This is a genomic window from Shewanella sp. HN-41, assembly GCF_000217915.1.
In the GTDB taxonomy this organism is placed as follows: domain Bacteria; phylum Pseudomonadota; class Gammaproteobacteria; order Enterobacterales; family Shewanellaceae; genus Shewanella.
Genome location: NZ_AFOZ01000044.1, coordinates 80,779 through 101,355, shown reverse-complemented (window position 1 = coordinate 101,355; position 20,577 = coordinate 80,779). Strand labels below are relative to the sequence as shown.

The following is a 20,577-nucleotide window of genomic DNA, read 5'->3' as shown; positions in this document are numbered from 1 at the left end:
CTATGGCATCGAATTGTACCAATAAGAGCCGCCAGCTTAGAGAAAGCACAATGAATCTAGCACATAAGGAATGCCCTTGAGTGGTTAATTTTTATCTTTTAGGAAAAAGTTTCTGGCGCTAATACTGTCATAAAACAGTGCGAATTTAAGACGCTATGGTCACGAATCCTGACTGAGCTATCTCATCTCATTGCGGTTTTAGTTCGGTGATTAAATAGTCAGGGGGGACTTATTGGTGCGTTAACAGTGCGTCAAAGCAGATTGTTTTATAAGTGTTCAAAAATAATCCTGTGCGCCAAGGCCGCTCTGGAGTAGAATGGCACGCTTTTTTATGGCGACTCAAGCTAGATTGCTATAACGAATATTGTAATATCCCTATTTTTGTTTGATGGTAAGAGGTTTATCCGTGCTAGAGAATTTACGTAACATCGCCATTATTGCACACGTTGACCATGGCAAAACGACCCTGGTAGACAAGTTGCTGTCGCAATCAGGAACCCTTGCAACCCGGGGAGAAGCTACTGAGCGGGTGATGGACTCCAACGATCTTGAGAAGGAACGTGGGATCACGATTCTGGCAAAGAATACTGCCATCAAGTGGAACGATTACCGTATCAACATCGTTGATACCCCTGGCCACGCCGACTTCGGTGGTGAGGTTGAACGTGTTCTATCTATGGTTGACTCAGTATTATTGCTGGTTGATGCCGTTGATGGTCCAATGCCACAGACTCGCTTCGTAACCAAGAAAGCGTTTGCCCAAGGCCTAAAACCAATCGTTGTGATTAACAAGATTGACCGTCCTGGTGCGCGCCCTGATTGGGTTATCGACCAAGTGTTTGACCTGTTCGACAACTTAGGTGCGACCGACGAGCAATTAGATTTCCCAATCGTTTACGCTTCAGCGCTAAACGGTTTCGCAACTTTAGATCCAGATGTCGTCAGCGAAGATATGACGCCACTGTTCCAAACTATCGTTGAAAAAGTCTCTTTCCCAGACGCTGACGCCAACGGTCCATTCCAGATGCAAATTTCGCAACTGGATTACAACTCCTATGTAGGTGTTATCGGTGTGGGCCGTATCAACCGTGGTAGCATCAAAACTAACCAACAAGTCACAATCATCGGTGCCGATGGTAAGACGCGTAACGGTAAAATGGGCCAAGTATTAGGTTACATGGGTCTTGACCGTACTGAGGTTGAGGTTGCTAACGCAGGCGATATCGTTGCAATTACGGGTTTAGGTGAGTTGAAGATTTCTGACACTGTGTGTGCTGCTGGCGCTGTAGAAGCATTACCACCGTTATCAGTTGATGAGCCAACTCTGACCATGACTTTCCAAGTCAACACTTCACCTTTTGCGGGTAAAGAAGGTAAGTATGTCACTTCACGTAACATTCTTGAGCGTCTGCAACAGGAATTAGTGCACAACGTGGCACTGCGTGTTGAAGAAACCGACAGTCCAGACCGTTTCGCGGTATCTGGCCGTGGTGAATTACACTTATCTATCCTGATCGAAAATATGCGTCGTGAAGGTTATGAATTAGCGGTTTCTCGTCCAGAAGTTATTTTGAAGACTATCGACGGTGAACTGTGTGAACCCTACGAAACACTGACCGTTGACGTTGAAGAAGAGCATCAAGGCACAGTGATCGAGAAGTTGGGTACCCGTAAAGCTGAAATGAAAGATATGCAGCTTGATGGTAAAGGCCGCGTTCGCGTTGACTTTGTTATCCCAAGCCGTGGTTTGATTGGCTTCCAAACTGAGTTCTTAACTGCAACTTCAGGTACGGGTCTAATCTATCACTCATTCGATCACTACGGTCCACATAAAGGTGGCGAGATTGGTCAACGCGCTAACGGCGTATTGATCTCTAACGCGACGGGTAAGGCCCTGACCTTCGCACTGTTTGGTCTACAGGATCGCGGCCGTCTCTTTATCGGTCATGCTGCTGAAGTTTATGAAGGTCAAGTAGTGGGTATTCATGCTCGCTCTAACGATCTGACAGTAAACTGTTTGAAAGGTAAGCAGCTGACTAACATGCGTGCCTCTGGTACTGACGAAGCTCAGGTTCTGACTACGCCAATCACCTTAACGCTTGAGCAAGCGCTTGAGTTTATCGATGATGACGAATTAGTCGAAGTAACGCCTAAGAGCATCCGTGTACGTAAGAAACACTTAACTGAAAACGACCGTAAGCGCGCTAGCCGCGGCTAATGGTGGTTGTGGCCGTCAATGACAGCCACACAGTGAATAATAAAGCCCCGCTAAGGCAACTTAGCGGGGCTTTTGTTTATCTATGCACCTGAACCTTGCGCCTGAACTCTGTTGTTCTCGATACCAACACAATAAACTCTCGGTAATGATTATCTGTCGGTATGGCGGAAGAATAGGTTGCGTCGGCAACTAAATATCCCAAATTAAATCACGCTAGCACAATCAAAACTGGGCCGAGAGTCAGGCCAAACCAGACCCAAAAATCCTTAAATTTATACATATGTTTTCCTAACATTATGCTAGTGATTTTAGTCAGTTAGCTGTAGCTCACAGCCTTCAATCTTCTCATTGTCCCTTGCGATACTGCTGTTGCCATTGTTTGGGGGATAATCCTGTCCAGGTTTTGAAGTGGCGACTAAAGACGGCGACTTCGGCATAACCGAGCTGCAGTGCGAGTTCGGTGATGGTTTGAGTGCCATAACTGAGTTGCTGCTGGGCGATATTTTGCCTGACATCCTGCAGCAGTAAGCGATAGCTTTGCCCCGTCGCTTTTAGCCGCGTCTGTAGGGTTCGCTCGTGTAAACCCAGCGCCGTCGATACCCGCTCGATACAGCATTCCCCCGTGGGAAGCAGTCGATGAATTAAATCACGGGCTTGGTCTGCCAGGTTGTCTGGATAGCGGCTCTGTAAATATTGCAGATGTAACTGAAGGTGGCGATTTAGCGCTTCTTCATCGTGATAGTTACGCCCCAATAATTGCGAAGTTTTGAGTATTACACCATCAAAGGGTTCGCGAAAACGCACTAAGTGGGCAAAGCGTTGCGACTCAGGCCCGCTGGGTTTGCCTTGACACAAATACAAAGGAATAGTGCCGATATTCATATTGAGCAGGTTTGAGACAAACATTGCCAACTGCGCCACGCTCATTTGCATCAGTTGTTCAATGCCTCTGGGGCTGTGGACATTGATCGATAGGGCAAGCCGCACTATGTCACCCTGTGGTTGTAACTGCAACGACACCCCTGAGGCGTGCAGATACAGATAGTCGTTCACTCTAGCAAGCGCTTCGGCCACAGTGGCTGCGCGGGAAACCAGCATAGGTAGATCCCCGAGCACATGCAAAGTTTGCCGCTGCGCCAACATTAAGCCAAACAAGGGTTGCTGACAGCACTGGGCGGCAATTTCCAACAATTCGGCTAAGCGTGGATAGGCGATATAGGTGTTGGGATCGCGAAACTGCGCCTGACGCAATCCTGCCTGCTGGATCATTTCGATGGGGTTTTCCCCCAATTCTAGGACTAATTGCTCAAATTGAGCGACAGAACCACTTCGGACTAGATACATGGGACGCTTAGTTCACTTTGTTATAAGACTCGTAATATATCAAATTTGGCTCGTAAAAAGTCAAGAAGATGTGTAATAAAGCGTCTAAATTAACAACACCTTAATAATAAATTGATAAATATAAAAAGAGGGCCGTTATGCGTTTACTGAATAAAATCGCCGTGGTGACGGGGGCCGCCGGGGGCATAGGGCAAGCCATCATCCGTAAACTACTCGCCGAAGGGGCTCGCGTCGTCGCTGCCGATCTGTCAGCCGATGCGCTCAAGATTTTTAATGATTTTCCAGCCGACAAACTCTCGACCTTTCGCGTCGATGTGACCGACTACAGCCAAGTTGAAGCTATGGTCAAGCATGCGGCCAAGCAGTTTGGTCAGCTCGATATTCTGATCAATAACGCCGGTATTGGCTTGGCTAAGCCACTGTTAGACCATGATCCCGTAAGTGATTTTGAACCTGTCACCAATGTGAACCAAAAAGGGGTGTATCACGGCATTCTCGCCGGTGGACGCCAATTTCAAGCCCAAGGCACTCAGGGGGTGATTTTAAATACCTCTTCTGTTTATGCGCAAATCGCCTCAGAAATGACCTTTACCTACAATGTCAGCAAGGCGGCCGTCGATATGATGACTAAGTGTGCAGCGCTTGAGTTTGCGCCGCTTGGTGTGCGGGTCTGCGCTGTCGCTCCAGGTCGCGTCGATACGCCTATGCTGCGCCAGTACGAGGCGCTGGGATTATGGGAGCACATTCGAAAAGAACAGATGCGTCAGGAATTTACGCAGCCGAATGAGATTGCCGATGTGGTGGCGTTTCTCGTCAGTGACGAGGCCAATTGCATCAATGGCTGCACTGTAAATGCCTCCGACGGCTTTGAAAATTTTAAATATCCACTGCTGGGGTAGTGGTCGTTCGACCCACAACACAATAACAACAATGAGGAATGCAAACATGGCTCTACCAGAAGTGATTAATCATCAAGACTTTTTATTAACCCTCAATACCAATGAAGAACAGGTCATCAAAAATGCGCTGCCGGGCGTCGATGTGTATCCATTATTTTTAGACCCTGAAAACGGCATTTGGGTGATCCGTGCTAAGTTTAAGCCGGGCATCACCTTACCTAAGCACTTCCACACGGGTGTGGTGCATTTCTATACTCTAGCGGGTCGCTGGAACTATGTTGAATACCCAGACCAGCCCCAAACAGCGGGCAGTTATTTGTATGAGCCAGGCGGTTCTATCCACACTTTCCATTGCCCTGCGGATTCCGAAGGTGCCGATGGGGTGATGGTGATTACTGGGGCAAACATTAACTTTGATACCGATGGTAACTTAATGTTTATTATGGATTCAGGCTGGATTGAGCAAGCCCTGTTAGCGGCGGCAAAGGCGCAGGGGATTAAACCTCGTTACATCAAGCCTGGTGCGTTAGCGCGTATGAGCGATGCTGAATAAGGATCCCGCAATGAGCATGAACAATGCGTCAACCATGAATGCACCCACTATGAAAGCAATAGTGATGCAGGATGGTGAAGTCAGCCTGCAACAGGTCGATTTACCCAGACCACAGGCGGGCCAAGTGTTAGTGCGTAGCCTCGCTTGTGGTATTTGTGGCTCGGATATTCATATCACTCGTCACTACAACGAAGTGTTCGATTTCTACCGCAAACTTGGGGTGATGCCAGAAGGCGTCGATAACCACGCTCCCGTGATGCTCGGGCATGAGTTTTGTGCCGAAATTGTCGAGTTTGGCCCACAGACACAGCAAGCCTTGGCACTAGGAACGCGGGTTACTTCTGTGCCTATCTTGATGAGCCAAAATGGTGCGGGGGTGGGGGTGACCCCTGGGGTGAATGGGGCCTATTCTGAATATTTTATTCTCGATGAAGCCTTATTAATGCCTGTGCCTGAGCATTTACCGCCGGAGGCCGTGGCACTGACTGAACCCTTAGCTGTGGGATTGCATGCAGTAAATCGGGGTGATGTGCAGGTCGAGGATGTTGCGCTGGTGGTTGGTTGCGGTCCCATTGGTCTCGCGGTGATCTCAGCTTTACGCTTACGCGGCGTGGCTAAGATTGTGGCTGCGGATTTACAGGGCGATAAGTTGCAGTTAGCCCGTGAATTTGGCGCCACCCATACGGTGAATCCCAGCGAGCAGGACGAAGTCGCCTTCGCCGCTGAACTTGCCGCGGGTCAACGCTTGGTGATTTTCGAATGTGTGGGTATCCATAAGTTGATCGAAGGCTTTGTGCAGCGTGCGCCAGCCAAAGCCACCATAGTGGTGACGGGCATCCACACCGCAAACTCCAACATCAATTACGCCTATGCCACGGTGAAAGAGCTGGATATGCGTTTCTCTTACTACTATCAGCCAACTGAATTTGCGGCCTGTTTAGAGGAGCTGGCACAGGGGAGGATTCCTTGGCGTAAACTGCTCACGGGTAAAGTGGGGATGGATGGGGTATCGGGGGCATTCAAGCAGTTAATGAAACCGAACCCACATATCAAAGTCGTTATTGAACCTTGGCGTAATGGTGAGCTAGAGACGCTCAGCTAATCGCGCAATACTCCAATCAAATGAAGCCGCTAGCTTATATAGCGGCTTTTTTGTTCATTTTTTTCTATTTTTGTTATCCTCGATTGGCTAATTTTTAATCCTGAGCTGGCTCACAAAATCGCGACGTTTGACCGATTTAGATTGTGTTTTACCGAATGTGGCCTAGGGTTAATTGTTGGCCAATCCCGAGTGATGGCATTGTCTTTGTTACCAAATTTGTCTCTTCTGCTGTCACAAGATTGCCAATAAGCCTTGGCACCCTGTAAAGGCTTAAGTTTCGACAGTCGGGCGTCTGCGTAGAGATTTTAGGACGCTCTACTCCCTATTAGTGCAAGCTAAGTAAAGGAATATCTAATGGACAAGACTCAAAGCTCCCAAGGTAAATGTCCCGTGATGCATGGGGCGAATTCAGCGGTCGCCAGCAACAATATGGATTGGTGGCCTAAGGCACTTAATCTCGATATTTTGCACCAACACGATAAGAAAACGGATCCTATGGACCCTAACTTTAACTATCGTGATGCCTTCAATAGCTTAGATCTCGCCGCGGTAAAGCGCGACCTCAATACCTTAATGATCGACAGCCAAGACTGGTGGCCCGCCGATTGGGGGCACTATGGCGGCCTGATGATCCGTATGGCATGGCACTCTGCGGGAACCTATAGAATTGCCGATGGCCGCGGCGGCGCGGGAACGGGCAATCAACGATTTGCCCCACTCAATAGCTGGCCCGATAACGCCAACTTAGACAAGGCGCGCCGTTTACTCTGGCCGATTAAGAAAAATACGGCAATAAGCTCTCGTGGGCGGATTTGATGATCCTCGCGGGTAATGTGGCCTACGAGTCTATGGGATTGAAAACCTACGGTTTTGCCGGTGGTCGTGAGGATATTTGGCACCCCGAGAAGGACATTTATTGGGGCTCAGAGAAACAATGGTTAGCGCCGACGGAAAATCTCAACAGTCGTTACTCGGGCGAGCGTGACCTTGAAAACCCCTTGGCCGCGGTGATGATGGGGCTGATTTATGTGAATCCAGAAGGGGTTGATGGCAAACCCGATCCTCTGCGTACCGCTCAAGATGTGCGTGTTACCTTCGCGCGGATGGCGATGAATGATGAGGAAACTGTGGCCTTAACCGCCGGCGGTCATACTGTGGGTAAATGCCATGGTAATGGTAAGGCGCAGGATCTTGGCCCAGAGCCCGAGGGCGAAGATCTCGAGGCCCAAGGTTTGGGCTGGCTCAATAAAAAAGGTCCCGGTACAGGTGCTAATGCCGTGACCAGTGGCCTCGAAGGCGCCTGGACGACCCATCCAACCCAGTGGGATAACGGCTATTTCTACTTGCTGTTAAATTACGATTGGGAATTGAAAAAGAGCCCTGCGGGCGCCTCACAGTGGGAACCGATTAATATCAAAGAAGAAGATAAAGTCGTCTCAGTGGGCGATCCCAATCGCAAGTTTAATCCCATCATGACGGATGCGGATATGGCGATGAAGATGGACCCAGAGTATCGCAAAATCTCCGAGAAGTTTTATCAGGATCCCGCCTATTTCTCCGAAGTATTTGCCCGTGCTTGGTTTAAGTTAACCCATCGCGATCTTGGGCCTAAGAGCCGCTACTTGGGCCCTGAAGTCCCGAGTGAAGATCTGCTTTGGCAAGACCCCATCCCACGTGTCGACTACCGCTTAGATGCCAGTGAGATTGTCGAACTTAAGGCGAAATTATTAGCCTCTGGACTCAGCGTATCTGAACTGGTTGCTACCGCATGGGACAGCGCGCGCACCTTCCGTGGCTCGGATTTCCGTGGTGGTGCCAACGGTGCTCGTATTCGGTTGGCGCCGCAAAAGGATTGGCAGGCTAACGAACCCGAGCGGCTGCAAAAGGTGCTCAAGGTGTTGACTGAGTTGCAGGCAAGCTTAAGTAAAAAAGTCAGCATCGCCGACTTAATCGTACTCGGCGGCGCCGCAGCGGTTGAAAAGGCCGCTCAGGATGCGGGAGTGAAAGTGACTGTGCCCTTTATCCCCGGCCGTGGTGATGCGACGCAGGCAATGACAGATGTGGAATCCTTTGCTGTGCTTGAGCCCTTGCACGATGCCTATCGCAACTGGCAGAAAAAGGATTATGTGGTTCAGCCCGAGGAGATGATGCTCGATCGCACTCAACTGATGGGATTAACCGCCCATGAGATGACTGTGCTGATCGGAGGAATGCGGGTGTTAGGCACTAACTATGGCGGCACGCGTCACGGCGTGTTTACCGACAAAGTGGGTGTGTTAACCAATGATTTCTTTGTGAATCTTACCGACATGGCCTACAACTGGAAGCCTGCTGGCAGCAATCTGTATGAGATTGTCGAGCGTAAAACCGGCACAGTGAAGTGGACCGCCACCCGCGTCGACCTAGTGTTTGGCTCTAACTCCATTCTGCGCGCCTATGCTGAGGTGTATGCGCAGGATGATGCCAAGGAGAAGTTTGTGCACGACTTTGTGGCCGCTTGGACTAAGGTGATGAACGCCGATAGGTTCGATCTGGCTTAGTCACTGACATTTAAGCTTATCGTGAATATATAAGGTGCAGTTTACTCTGCACCTTTTTATGTCAATTTATCAACAGATTAGAGAGTTAATGGCCAACTCGGTCAATCACTTGGATAAGTTCCATGCGAATATTATCCGGTGTTTGGCTATGCCAGAAGCCCGCTAAATAGGCACCCAGTGGCAGGGCAAATAGCGCCAATAATAACAAGACTAACAAGCCCTTATGGCTAATGCTGTGGCCAGATTTAAGGCTAAAACCGAGCGCCGCCGATTTAGGGCAGGCGGCCACACAGCGCATACAGGCTTGGCATTCGTCGCTGCGAATCGTGGTTTTGGTGTGCACTATGATATTGGCCGGGCAGGCGCGGGTACATTTGTCGCACTTCATGCCCTTGGCTTCAATCAGACAATGCTGAGTATCGCGGCGGATCTTGAGTGGGCTAGCAAAACTTAAGATCCCGAGCATGGCGCCATAGGGACACAAGTAGCGGCAAAAACCTTGGCGACGCCAAGCTGCTAGGGCGAGGATCAGCGCGAAGCAGGCTAAGGTGATGAGTCCTGGCGTCACAAAAAACAGTGCCATCTTAAGGTCGGCAATCTTGTGGTAATTGCCCTGCAGATAATAGGGTATCGACTCGCTGGGCATACCGATGATGATGTAAAAAAGCGCCAGCAGTAATAAATACTTCAGCATTCGTAGTGGCCAGTCTAACCATGCGGGCGGCGCCAGTTCGGCCTTGATAAAGCGTTTGCGTAAGGCGTAGAGGTATTCGCCAGCAAGCCCCAAGGGACAGGCCCAGCCACAAAAGGCGCGTTTGCAGAGTAAACCCGTCAGTAGCACGGCGGCGAGCATTACGGCCGCAGCAGGGTGGGTTTGGTCCCACAGATTGAGCGTCACTATGGCTTTTAGCTCAATTCCGCCAGCGATAGGCAAGAAGGCATCGACGACATCGGGGCGCATCAACCAAGGGGTGATACCTTGCTCTAGTTGTATGACATTGATGCAGTATTGAATGGCGACGATAAACAGCGAGAGGGCGAGCAGATGTTGGCAGCCTTCGCGTAGAGTGTTGATTTTTATCTCGCCCTTAAACTCCGCCGGGGTAACCTTATTGGCAATAAGCGAAAGCGGCAAGGCAATGAGCAGGGCGAGCGCCAAGGGCCAGTAGAGGCTAATCGCCACGGCGCCGAGACTTAAGAGTAAAGTGGTCACAGCCCCCCATTTTTTACCGCTCCAATAGCTTAAGGATGCGATATACATCAGGGCCAGCATCAGGGTAAGGGATTCAATAAAAGTCATGTTAATACTGCAAATAGAATACACGTATCCCATCTGAGTGAGCTTTATAGGATAAGTTTTTGAGCTTAAAGTAAATTCGTGCAATAGATCAAAGATTTATACTATAGATCAACCAAAATGCGCCTTAGCTCACAAAGCAAAATGTCTCACGCTTGCACAAAAGAAACATGAAATGACAGGAAGGAGAGACAGACTGCAAAGAGACAATAAATCCCCTAATGACTTAATTCATTAGGGTTAAACTGTTAATTCTTAGTGAATTCAGGGGAAACTAACAGCTTTATCACTCATTGCGTTAAATGAAATAGCCCTGTGCTCTTGCTACCGATATATTATTGAGCGATATCTATACAACAAAACTCAAAATCCAAAACCCCCAGTCTGTGGAACTCCTATAAAGTGGATAGTGAGTTACTCTTCTTGTAGAGCTTCCCGTGAAATTTTGCCACGTAGATTTTAAGTCAGTGAAGGCTTTAGCCTAAAGGTAAACTTGTTTATACTGTCTTACATTAATATTTAACTTACTTTATGATAAATACTCATTAACAAGATGTGGGAGTGTCTCTTGAGCCAAGAAGAACAATATCTAAAAGAAGCCAAGGCCTGCTTCGCTGCGAGACAATTTTCATCTGCGAGTAGATATGCGCGAAAAGTTATTCGTCGTCAACCTCAAAACCTAGATGCATTATTGATTTTGGCGCAACTCGCATTTGAAGCGAATGATTTCAAAGATGCTGAAAGTAAATTCGACGCCATTTTAATACTTGAGCCAAATTCGGTGAATGCGCTTAGAGGTAAACTGCATTTGTTAGAAACACTGCAGCGTTATTTTGAGCAAATCGATATTCTAAATTGTCTTATCAATATCTTTCCAGACGATCTCGAGTTACACTTTAAACTCGGTATGGCAGCATTACAAATTGGAAATATGGTTTTGGCAACCGACAAGCTAAACTATTGTGCCACAAATCATTATGATAATGCTGCTGTAAAATTAAATTTAGGCCATATCTACAAAGCGACTGGTAATACTCAACTGGCTGCATCTTATTACCATGAATTTATTGTCGAAAAACCAGATAAGAAGGCTGCCGGATTTTGGGGGCTAGCGGATCTGAAAAATTATATCTTCTCAGAAATGGATAAAGTTGCGGTCATCAATGCTGTAAATAATCCTGTGCAGTCTGATGCAAGTCTTGCGCTATTACTGTATACATTGAATCGGATATATGAACAGTCAGGTGAGAATAAACTGGCATTTGATGCTATGGTTCAAGCTAATAATCTCTTAGTGCCACTAAAACCATTTAAAAAGACTTTGTTTATTAACACTGCACAATCACTGATTCACACAAACTTGACTTCACGTATGGCAGTTTCTGAACATCCAGTACCCATTTTCATTGTTGGTATGCCCCGTTCTGGCACTACACTAGTTGAACAGATTCTTGCAAGTCATAGTTTAATTGGTGCCACTGATGAGCTACCCTATATAGAAAGAATAGCGCTAACACTTGACCAAGCAGGTGGCTATGCCAAACAACTGGCCAATTTGAGTCAACAGCAAATAAACCAGTTTCAACAGCAATATTTACAAGAATCAGCTCAGTACTTTTCAGAGGTGCCTTATTACTTTATTGATAAGAACCCCAATAACTTTCTCCATGTCGGTTTGATCAAAACACTTTTTCCACAGGCTAAAATTATTAATGTCATTCGTCATACTACTGACAATGCTCTCAGTGTATTTAAACAATACTTCAGTGTCGGTCATAATTATTCCTATTCATTAGAGAATATCAAAGTGTATTGGGAAAATTATCTTGCATTGATGGAGCATTGGGATCACCTATTTCCGCAGGATATTTATCATCTTTGCTTCGAAAAACTGGTTACTCAGCCTGACGATCAAATTCCTAAGTTGTTGGCTTACTGTGGTGTAGAATTTGAAACTGATTGTCTTAATTTTTATCAATCTACACGACCTGTCTTGACACCTAGTGCAAGTCAAGTTAGACAGCCAATGAACACTAAAGCTATAGGGCAATGCGAAAAATATCAATCATTTATGGAGCAAGACTATCTCGATTTTGAGGAGATTAATGCTAAAGTTAAAAATAGTTTGTTAAGCGAAAAATCTAATCAAAAGCGGTCTATATAGTAAATTATATAGAATATTTAGCATAAAAATGCTTGGATAGGCCGGAGCTTGTTCATCCTCATCGAGATGGATTAGCTCTACTTTGTGCATATGATGTGATTTGACAAACCGCCACCGACAATATCAGCTTTGCTCGCCAGAAAAATACGAGCTACTCATAAGTGTATAATGCGTCAGATAGTTTGCCATAGTGGATTTGAAAAGAGTTACATGGAATGTTATTTTCTTGCAATCTCATTAAAAACCAGATGAATAAATAGCGAATTTTATCTTCTGGAATAAAGAAGTATATCCCAGAAGTGTTAATTTGAAACTATGAAGATGTACCTTAAATAATAACACTGCTCACTATAAGTGAACAGTGTTATTAAAGGGTAGGTCTTTATTGATACTAGACTAACTTAACTTTCCATGACAATTTTTATATTTCTCACCAGAGCCACAATGACATGGACTATTTCGAGTTAATCCTATCTTTGTCGGTTCAGGTGAATTAAGGGGTTTGACAATGCTAGGAGAGGTTTGTTGTGACGTCAAATCTACATTCATTGATGGACCTATTATCAACTGTGCCAAAGTTTTTACTGCTGAAGTACCATTTGTAATGAAGATATTTTTATCAAATTGACTTACATTTTTTAATACTTCATTTCGTAAACGATGAAAAAAGGGCCAGCCAGTTTGATCTTCGCCATATAAGAGCCATAATTCACGCCAATCTGATACAAAATTTCTTAATAGCCTATAAAATTGTATCTTTGTTGATTCAGAACTTACGTGACATAATTGAACATCGGTTATTAAATCAGTCACTAATAATTCTATTTCACCTGGCGACATGATGATTTGATAGTTGTTTTTTTCAGTACGAAGTTTGACCTGTTTTTTAGGTTGATAATTAAGGAGTTTACCCGATATTAAACCATTCTCTGGTATATCTTCAATCATATCCCAAAAGCGACTTGAACCAGCAAAGTCAATGACTAAATGGACTCGGGGTTGGTTACTATTATTTTCAACTTTATGGAATTTCCATGAGTCAAAAATCCAACAATCACCAGCAGCCATATGTATACGTTTATCACCACATTGAAAAATCACAGTTTCGGTGGTAGTTATGGGAATATGTACTCTAACACGTTTATACCAGTGATAGTTAATATCTGAATGTAAAGGTACTTCACATCCAGCATCAAGTTTCATCAATCGAGTTCGACCAACCACTTCGCCAAATGAAGCAATAACTTGCTGCAGATATTCACATCTGAGCAATGCTGACGTTGGCTGCATGATCCCCCTAAAGTCATTGTTAAATTCACCATTGACAGATATTAATGGTATAGCTGAGTTTCCCTTAAAATTCTCATGGTGCGGTACCCACTCAGAATCAGAAAATTGTGCAATCTCTCGCTGCATTCTTTCTAAATCAAACTGTAATGGAAGTTGATAAAATTCACGCTTAAGTTTCATTGTTGTTAACTCATCATTTTACTGGCTAAATTAATGCACCATGGCAATACTTATAACGTTTTCCTGACTGGCATGGGCAAAGAGCATTTCGACTTATGCCTTTATACAACTCTTCCTGAGTAACTCGCTCATGATTCTCTTTTAGAACAATCCTTTCCTTAGATAACGGTTCAATTAATTTTTCGGATAACAGCTGATTAATATGATCTAGTGTCGATTCAATCTTTGGAAAAATCTGTTGTATTGCAGCGGCATTACTTAGCCATTTATTGGGTGCTGGAGGAGAAATCGTATATCGAGAATAGGGTAAATGAGTATCACAAACCTGCTGGAATAGATTATCAAAGGGAATATCACAAAATTGACAAATGGCAGCAAGTTGCTTGCTAGGTTGTGCCACTAAATCACGGTAAGTGAGCATATGCCAACGGGACTTCGGCAGTTTTGATAAACTGCTCATGATCGCATCATTTGCCTGCTGCCATTGAAAAGCGGCTATTTCCTGTAGTGTTTTACCTCTTTGCTGTGCCCAATTCTCTGGAAGTAATAAGGACCAATCTCCAAATCCTGGCAATTGCGGATATGTAACAAATCGATTGGAGCGCCATGCTTCCATAATGCTGCTGATATTTTCCTTAGGATCTCTGACTAAATAGATAAACAATGCATCAGGAAATACACAGTTGAGAAAGTCGACACGTAAACTATTTTTAGGGGTTTTTTCCAAAAATCGTAGGGGCGAATGATGGGGTAAAGAAACGTCAGTACCATCGGCTTTACGCAGTCGTGAAGCAAATCCTGCTCTTAACAGATGAATGATATCTGCTGTAGCATCCTCTTTCGTAAGCGCATTCGAACGAAAACCTCGCATTGCTATATTTAGTTCAGGAATAGTCTCAATGACAGCATGACTTTCACCGCCGATTGTACACAAAGATGTGTTTTGGGACAGAACCTCAAAGAGTAAGGTGCTGCCAGAGCGAGGAGCCGACAAGATAATTATGGGGCGTTCAAAACAAGTATCCAATCGTGTTACTCCGCATTAACAAATTAATTTGAATACAGCATACAGGAACACTGTTTTGACTTCAAAATACACCACTATGTAACATCCTTGTGTCCAAGATGTATGAGTGGTTAATCTTAGATCTGCATTAGCATTGCTTTTTCTAACCGAGTGCTTTTAGTTTTTGGCTTTTTGGTTGTTTATTAGCTTATATGAGCTGCATAGACATGAATTCTGTCAGTACCAACCCTATACAATACCTGACGAATTCCCACAAAAAGATAAGTTAAAATAAGTAGATAAGCTCTTTTATGACGTTAACTTACATGGAGATATCGAATTTATTTATGTTCGTATGACCTACCTGTTCATCGTGACAACGAAGCAATCCATCATTCATATCAATTGATCTGACTTAGATGAGCGTAAGCAGAGCTTTCTTAATTTGTAGCTCATGGTCTGTAACGCTCTACGAAGAGATGCGTCCACTAAGTAAGTGATTGAAGCCAAAACTCATCTACTGTTTTATTACAAAACTAAAAGCTATGCTGCCCAATGGCTGTAAACTTACCTGCGACGCTGATGCTGGTTTAGGTATTACTTGGGATTATGTGGGGCGATTTCGAGATAGAACACACAGCAAAAAACATTGTCCATAAAAGACTTATGTACTTAAGTCTGCACTAGAAACCAATGGTTTGACGTTTTTCGCTCCATTTAAGCCTCGGCTAGTTATTTTCAAACGCACAGCGAAAGGGTGTAAAGATAACACGGCTAAGGGTGATAAGGCCAAAGGAGGTAAACGGTTACGAGCCAATGCCAAAAGAGAGAAACAGCCTTGGCTACTTGCTCATTGTGTCGTGTCAGTGTTACTGCCAAGAGAGGGTTAAAATTTGTGTAGCAAGGATGCAGATAGGAGAAAGTTATAGGAATGTAAAAATAGGCCTAAAGATGAATGGTAGCAGTACCCGAATAGCAAATCGGCTCGGCGTATTGCGGCTCACGACCTGCCTATCCCAGTTTATTGGCTTGGGAGCATATAAAAATAGGCATTTAGATAACTAGCTTATCGGGCTTCGACTCATTTCTACTGCGCTGGAATACACATTATTGCGGCCATTGTGTTTAGCCTTATAAAGCGCATTGTCAGCCAATTTAACGGAATATTCTAGGGGAGAATTAAAGGCAACGGCTGCAACCCCTAAACTCAAAGTGACATTGAATTCCTGCTCATCTTCAACTGTAAAGGTAAGTTTGTTGGCGGCGACGCGAATACGTTCGGCACACAGATTCGCTTCGGCGAGGGAAACATTTTGCAACAGCATAATAAATTCTTCGCCGCCGTAACGCGCGACGATATCGCCTCTACGTGCGTGATGTTTGAGGGTCTGGGCGATTTCGAAAATAACTTTATCCCCCTCCAAATGGCCATAGGTGTCATTAATCTGTTTAAACAAGTCGATATCACAAATAATGATGGCCATTGGCTGGTGTGCTATCTTTGCCTGCGTAAAGGCAAGTTCAGCTTCCCGATGGAAATAACGTCGGTTAAATAAGTGGGTGAGCGAATCTGTCGCCGCTTGATATTTAAGCTCTTCCTGCGACGCTTTGATTTCTTCGAGCAGACGGATGCGATAGGCGATGATGAGAGCAAGCACTAACGCCTCTAGCATAATGCCCACACCGACTCCGTGGCTAGAGAGATAGCTAAACTCGGCGCGGCCTTTGTAAAACATCACCGCTAGGCCGCTAAAACCGACGAAAAGACAGTGGCCGAGGAGAAAATATTTAGCGATGGGATGCCGCTTCATTACTAACGAAATCGTCACCGTGAGTGTGGTTAGCATCATCAGGGCTGCCAAACTGCTGGAGTAGCGCAGCGCACCGATGATATCGACCACGCCGTAACAAAACTCGGCTACTAATAGGGTGAGCACAAAGACGAGGGCGTAATGCTCAAACCGATAATGTTGCCGAGTCTCGAAAATATCCATCATAAACAAAATCAAAAAGATGGGCATGGTCATCAGGGTGAGATGCCAATACAGGCTGGCTGAGCCGTAAAACTGGAATAACTCGGCGACCAGCCCGTAGGAGAGAGCAATCCAAATCCCGCCCGAGATTAAGTAACAGGCGTAAAACAGATTATCCCGTTGGCGTGAATACATAAATAACAACAGGTTATAGATGATGAGCGCCAGCAGCATACCTACCATCACGGCGATATCGGTAAAACTGCCGAGCAACGCCCGTTGCGATTGTTCCTTGTTGTATAAATCGATTGAAAACCACTGGTGAGAAAAGGAAACGCTTTCAACGTATAAGGTTTTCTTTTGCTGCGGCGCGAGCGTGATCTCAAATACCGCCGCACCACCATAGATCCAGCCATAGGTGCTAGGGTCATCGAGGTCGAGTATTCGACGCTGTGTCTCTTGCCCGTCGACCATTTCGTAGAGTCCAACTTGGCGGTTGTGATAGGCGTAGGGATGGTGCAAATAGAGCTTTTGTTGTGTATCGCTGGGATTAATTAGTTGAATCTTAGCCCAAGTTTGGAGTGCGGAAGTGCCGAGCGAGACCCGATTGCTTGAGTCAACAAAGGTTTGCTGCATGACCTCGTTAAACGACATGTTTCCCGAGTGATCGACAAAATAGCCCATGGGGAAGTCCGTTAGGCTGGCGGTTTCATCTTGCCACTTAATCACCGATGTTGTGGCGGTCGCTGTAAATGAAATCCCCGTTAACAGCAAAGCCCAAAAAGTGATTAAACCTACCCATGTTGTACGAGCCATACCAATTCTCTTTTTATTTGTTACTAAATAGTATGCCATACAGGTCAGTGTATCGTACTGAAAATGAAAAAAAATCCGTTAAAGCCTATATTGCAGCCGTTATTAGGTCAGGACGTGTTGATAGCGTTAGCGAAATATCTCCGTCAATTTTCTGCTTGCAAGTGTTTGAACTGTTTAGGCTTAACCAGATGGTGAAATAAACTGCCAGCATGGGCTAAATACTGGCAGATGGTATCGGAAGGAAAGGGTTAGTTAACCTTTTGAGTTCTCTAGGGCTTCGATAAACTTGGTCGACTCGTTGATCGACTTATTCATCTCTTTGATAAGGCCAGAGATATCCGTCTGTAGGTTGGCAAATTCCCCTTTGATTGCGCCAATCGCTTGGGCATTTAAGTTATGCTTTAAATACAGCATATTGTCTTTCATGGCGGTGAGGATGGGCGGCATTTTAGACTCGGCTCGGCGCATGGTTTTCATTAATTGTTCGTAGGAGCGGCGGGTTTCCTTCAGCTTAGTTTCGCTGTTGCGGCGCAGGTTAGCTTTGCTGATTTCGCCGATTTCGGCTTGCCACTCATCAAACAAGGCTTCGGCTACATCTTCTACTTTATCAATGCGATTGCTGACATTATCGGCGGCGCTTTGGGCTGACTCGTATTCATCTTTGGCCTTATTGTAGGCCTTTTCGAGGCTGCCGCCATCGTGGTTGAGCAGTGCCTGCATCTCCTCGAGTGCCGAGCTGAACTCTTTTTGGGCATCCTCTTGGGATTCTTTCGCGGCTTTCACTCTGTCGACCATAATGTCGCGCTTATGGTAACCGACTTTTTCCATGGCGCCGTAATAGGCCGTTTGACAGCCAGTGAGTAGAAGGCTGGCGGCAACAAGGCTAGAGGTGATGAGTCTTTTCATTGGATGTTCCGTTGCTGAGTGAAATGAAATTAATCGGCCTTAAATCGCGCCGCATCGATAATGCTCCACAGATGAAAAATCGCCCCTATTACGGCGGGGACAATCAACCACCAGAGGGCATAACCGACCACGGTAATCACAAAAATAACAGTGCGGCCATGATCCTGCCCTGTAGCAGTTGGCCTAATCCTGGAAAAAATAGACTGGCGATAGCGGCGATAACATTGCCAGCGGATCCTTGTTGAGACATCAATTCACTCCTTAGACTTGTAAATTAAGTGTTTATTGTACGAAGATAACGAGTCTATACCAACAGAATCAAGAGAAACCCGTGACTAAGAAGATAGAACTGGCACAAATTCGCGTCCTATTCCTCGGGATCTGGCACTTCCTGCTGCATTTAAGACAAAGATTAGTCGAGGATCAAATTAATATCCGTGCCGGACACTTAGCCTATGTCACGCTATTGTCACTCGTGCCTCTGGTCGCGGTGACTATGTCTATGCTATCGGCCTTCCCTGTATTTAAGGGCATTCGTGGTCAGATAGAAGGTTTTGTTTACGAAAATTTTTTGCCCGCCGCTGGCGACACAGTGCAAGTGTATATCAATGAATTTGTTGGCAATGCATCCAAGGGTACGGCAGTTGGTATTGCGGCGCTTGTTGTTGTGGCGATTATGCTGATTTCCGCGATTGATAAATCCCTCAACAATATCTGGCGCACCAAAGAGAAGCGCTCTGTGGTGGTCGCATTTTCTATGTATTGGATGGTGATCACCTTAGGCCCTGTCTTAGTGGGCGCCAGTTTGGTGGCAACTTCCTACGTAGTCTCGTTAAAGGTCTTTGAAGAGCAGGCCCTGTCGGGGATGGTGCCTATTTTTATTGCGCGTCTACCTATGTTGTTTTCCGTGGCGGCTTTTCTGTTGTTATATATGGTTGTGCCCAACCAGAAGGTGAAGTTTTGGCACGCACTCTTAGGGGCGATAGTGGCGGCGCTTCTATTTGAATTAGGTAAAAAGCCTTTGCCTTATATGTCACTCAGTTTCCAAGCTATGAGGCCATTTATGGTGCTTTGGCCACGATTCCTATCGTGTTTGTATGGGTGTATTTGTCGTGGATGATAGTGTTACTCGGCGCTGAAATTACAGCGGCTATGCCCGAGTATCTGGATTATGAATCGAGTACGGATGCGAAGGAGACAAATCTGGATGGCCAACCGTTAGCAGGTGTGGAGTGCATTAAGGTCAATGAAACAGGTGCTACGACAATGAATAAACAGCAGGTGAGTGACAAGACTGGCGTAAAACCGGAATGATCTTATCAGTGTCAATTAGGCTATGACCCATAACTCCCACGCTTTTCCGCCTTTTATTCGCCGTGACTGGTTTAATGTCGGCAACGGTCAACGGCTGCATTTAGCACAATATGGGAATCCCCATGGGATCCCCTTGCTATATTTACACGGTGGCCCCGGTGCGGGAGTGGATACCAGCGAACTCGCTCTATTCAATGGCGATCATTATTGGATTTTACTGCTAGATCAACGCGGCGCAGGGCAATCTTTACCTGCAGGCGAGTTGGTACACAATCATTTAAATGGGCTTATCTGCGATATTGAGGCGATTCGCATTCACTTAGGTATTGAACGCTGGTGTTTAGTCGGGGGGTCGTTTGGTGCCACACTCGCCCTCATATACAGCGGCTTGTTTCCCCAAAGGGTTATAGCACAGGTTCTATGGGCGCTCTTTATCCCATCGGAGGCAGGGATTGAATGGCTCTATGGTGGATCTGGTGGTGCCCGTTTACACCCCCAGGCCTATCGGGATTTTTGTGATAACGCCTCGCCATTGCAGCCTATTTTTGAGCACTATCGACAAGGGCTTGATGCCGCCGATGAGGCTGCGCGCCATCAATTTGCCCGCCGTTGGATCCATTGGGAATTAACGCTCTCGGGGGCAAAAGGTGTCTTGCCACAACGTTTATCGTCTGAGTTATTAGCGCTCGCTAAAATCGAGTTGCACTTTGCGATAAATAATTACTTCAATACACTCAGTATGTTGCAACGGGTGATATCTAATATCACAGCGCGTACCTTGCTACTACAAGGTACACAAGATGCGGTGTGTCCCGCTATGCTCTTAAATGAGTTTTTGGCCGAGGTAGGAGAGCATAACATCGAAATTCGCACTATTGTCGAGGGAGGGCATTCGCTCAATAGTGAGATTTTATCCCTCGCCGTCACACTCGAAATCCAGGCCATGTGGTCGTGGATAAACCGACAGGAGTGAGT

General features: G+C 45.8%; 12 protein-coding genes and 3 pseudogenes. 8 read left to right on the top strand and 7 right to left on the bottom strand.

Features of this window, described 5'->3' with window-relative positions:
- Positions 1–406: 406 nt before the first annotated feature.
- On the top strand, positions 407–2,218 hold the full coding sequence (gene typA / locus SOHN41_RS17790; RefSeq protein WP_007651755.1) for a translational GTPase TypA: 1,812 nt from the start codon (positions 407–409) through the stop codon (positions 2,216–2,218).
- Between the two features lie 345 nt (positions 2,219–2,563).
- Here the strand turns inward: typA and SOHN41_RS17785 are convergent, their stop codons facing one another.
- Positions 2,564–3,562: an AraC family transcriptional regulator gene (locus tag SOHN41_RS17785; RefSeq protein ID WP_007651754.1), complete on the bottom strand. Its 999-nt coding sequence runs from the start codon at positions 3,560–3,562 to the stop codon at positions 2,564–2,566.
- A gap of 137 nt (positions 3,563–3,699) precedes the next feature.
- Here SOHN41_RS17785 and SOHN41_RS17780 point away from each other — a divergent pair, with 137 nt between their 5' ends.
- From SOHN41_RS17780 to katG, 4 genes and pseudogenes are all read left to right on the top strand, one after another.
- Entirely contained in the window at positions 3,700–4,461 is a 762-nt protein-coding gene (locus tag SOHN41_RS17780) for an SDR family NAD(P)-dependent oxidoreductase (protein WP_007651752.1), read from the top strand.
- A 46-nt stretch (positions 4,462–4,507) separates the two neighbouring features.
- Positions 4,508–5,014 (top strand): 2,4'-dihydroxyacetophenone dioxygenase family protein, encoded by a 507-nt coding sequence (locus SOHN41_RS17775; RefSeq protein WP_007651751.1) that lies wholly within the window; start codon positions 4,508–4,510, stop codon positions 5,012–5,014.
- A 10-nt stretch (positions 5,015–5,024) separates the two neighbouring features.
- Positions 5,025–6,116: a zinc-binding dehydrogenase gene (locus SOHN41_RS17770; protein ID WP_007651750.1), complete on the top strand. Its 1,092-nt coding sequence runs from the start codon at positions 5,025–5,027 to the stop codon at positions 6,114–6,116.
- Between the two features lie 354 nt (positions 6,117–6,470).
- Positions 6,471–8,656, top strand: a pseudogene (katG, locus tag SOHN41_RS17765) (catalase/peroxidase HPI).
- An 85-nt stretch (positions 8,657–8,741) separates the two neighbouring features.
- Here katG and SOHN41_RS17760 read toward each other — a convergent pair.
- Complete coding sequence (locus SOHN41_RS17760) at positions 8,742–9,956, bottom strand: 4Fe-4S binding protein (protein ID WP_007651746.1); 1,215 nt, start codon at positions 9,954–9,956, stop codon at positions 8,742–8,744.
- A gap of 565 nt (positions 9,957–10,521) precedes the next feature.
- Between SOHN41_RS17760 and SOHN41_RS17755 the strand changes: the two genes are divergently transcribed.
- Entirely contained in the window at positions 10,522–12,117 is a 1,596-nt protein-coding gene (locus SOHN41_RS17755; protein ID WP_007651744.1) for a tetratricopeptide repeat-containing sulfotransferase family protein, read from the top strand.
- A gap of 396 nt (positions 12,118–12,513) precedes the next feature.
- Here SOHN41_RS17755 and SOHN41_RS17750 read toward each other — a convergent pair whose 3' ends face one another.
- The 5 genes and pseudogenes from SOHN41_RS17750 to SOHN41_RS17730 all read right to left on the bottom strand — a co-directional run bounded on the left by SOHN41_RS17750 (position 12,514) and on the right by SOHN41_RS17730 (position 18,538).
- The gene (locus SOHN41_RS17750; protein ID WP_007651742.1) at positions 12,514–13,587 is read right to left on the bottom strand and encodes an aspartyl/asparaginyl beta-hydroxylase domain-containing protein; all 1,074 of its coding nucleotides are present in this window, start codon (positions 13,585–13,587) and stop codon (positions 12,514–12,516) included.
- A 25-nt stretch (positions 13,588–13,612) separates the two neighbouring features.
- Positions 13,613–14,614, bottom strand: coding sequence for a sulfotransferase family protein (locus SOHN41_RS17745; RefSeq protein WP_007651740.1), 1,002 nt, complete (start codon positions 14,612–14,614; stop codon positions 13,613–13,615).
- Between the two features lie 1,040 nt (positions 14,615–15,654).
- Complete coding sequence (locus tag SOHN41_RS17740) at positions 15,655–17,382, bottom strand: sensor domain-containing diguanylate cyclase (protein ID WP_007651735.1); 1,728 nt, start codon at positions 17,380–17,382, stop codon at positions 15,655–15,657.
- A 252-nt stretch (positions 17,383–17,634) separates the two neighbouring features.
- Positions 17,635–18,288, bottom strand: a complete 654-nt coding sequence (locus tag SOHN41_RS17735; RefSeq protein ID WP_007651731.1) for a DUF2959 domain-containing protein — start codon at positions 18,286–18,288, stop codon at positions 17,635–17,637.
- Positions 18,289–18,317: 29 nt separating this feature from the next.
- Positions 18,318–18,538: pseudogene (locus SOHN41_RS17730) on the bottom strand (hypothetical protein).
- A gap of 81 nt (positions 18,539–18,619) precedes the next feature.
- Here SOHN41_RS17730 and SOHN41_RS17725 point away from each other — a divergent pair.
- Both SOHN41_RS17725 and SOHN41_RS17720 read left to right on the top strand, forming a co-directional pair.
- A pseudogene (locus SOHN41_RS17725) lies at positions 18,620–19,602 on the top strand (virulence factor BrkB family protein).
- Positions 19,603–19,624: 22 nt separating this feature from the next.
- Entirely contained in the window at positions 19,625–20,575 is a 951-nt protein-coding gene (locus SOHN41_RS17720; RefSeq protein ID WP_007651725.1) for an alpha/beta fold hydrolase, read from the top strand.
- Positions 20,576–20,577 lie beyond the last annotated feature (2 nt).

Coding starts and splice junctions, on each gene's coding strand:
- SOHN41_RS17735 (WP_007651731.1), bottom strand. CDS start 18,288: ATGAAAAGACTCATCACCTCTAGCCTTGTTGCCGCCAGCCTTCTACTC.
- SOHN41_RS17760 (WP_007651746.1), bottom strand. CDS start 9,956: ATGACTTTTATTGAATCCCTTACCCTGATGCTGGCCCTGATGTATATC.
- SOHN41_RS17720 (WP_007651725.1), top strand. CDS start 19,625: ATGACCCATAACTCCCACGCTTTTCCGCCTTTTATTCGCCGTGACTGG.
- SOHN41_RS17750 (WP_007651742.1), bottom strand. CDS start 13,587: ATGAAACTTAAGCGTGAATTTTATCAACTTCCATTACAGTTTGATTTA.
- SOHN41_RS17785 (WP_007651754.1), bottom strand. CDS start 3,562: ATGTATCTAGTCCGAAGTGGTTCTGTCGCTCAATTTGAGCAATTAGTC.
- SOHN41_RS17740 (WP_007651735.1), bottom strand. CDS start 17,382: ATGGCTCGTACAACATGGGTAGGTTTAATCACTTTTTGGGCTTTGCTG.
- SOHN41_RS17780 (WP_007651752.1), top strand. CDS start 3,700: ATGCGTTTACTGAATAAAATCGCCGTGGTGACGGGGGCCGCCGGGGGC.
- SOHN41_RS17770 (WP_007651750.1), top strand. CDS start 5,025: ATGAGCATGAACAATGCGTCAACCATGAATGCACCCACTATGAAAGCA.
- SOHN41_RS17775 (WP_007651751.1), top strand. CDS start 4,508: ATGGCTCTACCAGAAGTGATTAATCATCAAGACTTTTTATTAACCCTC.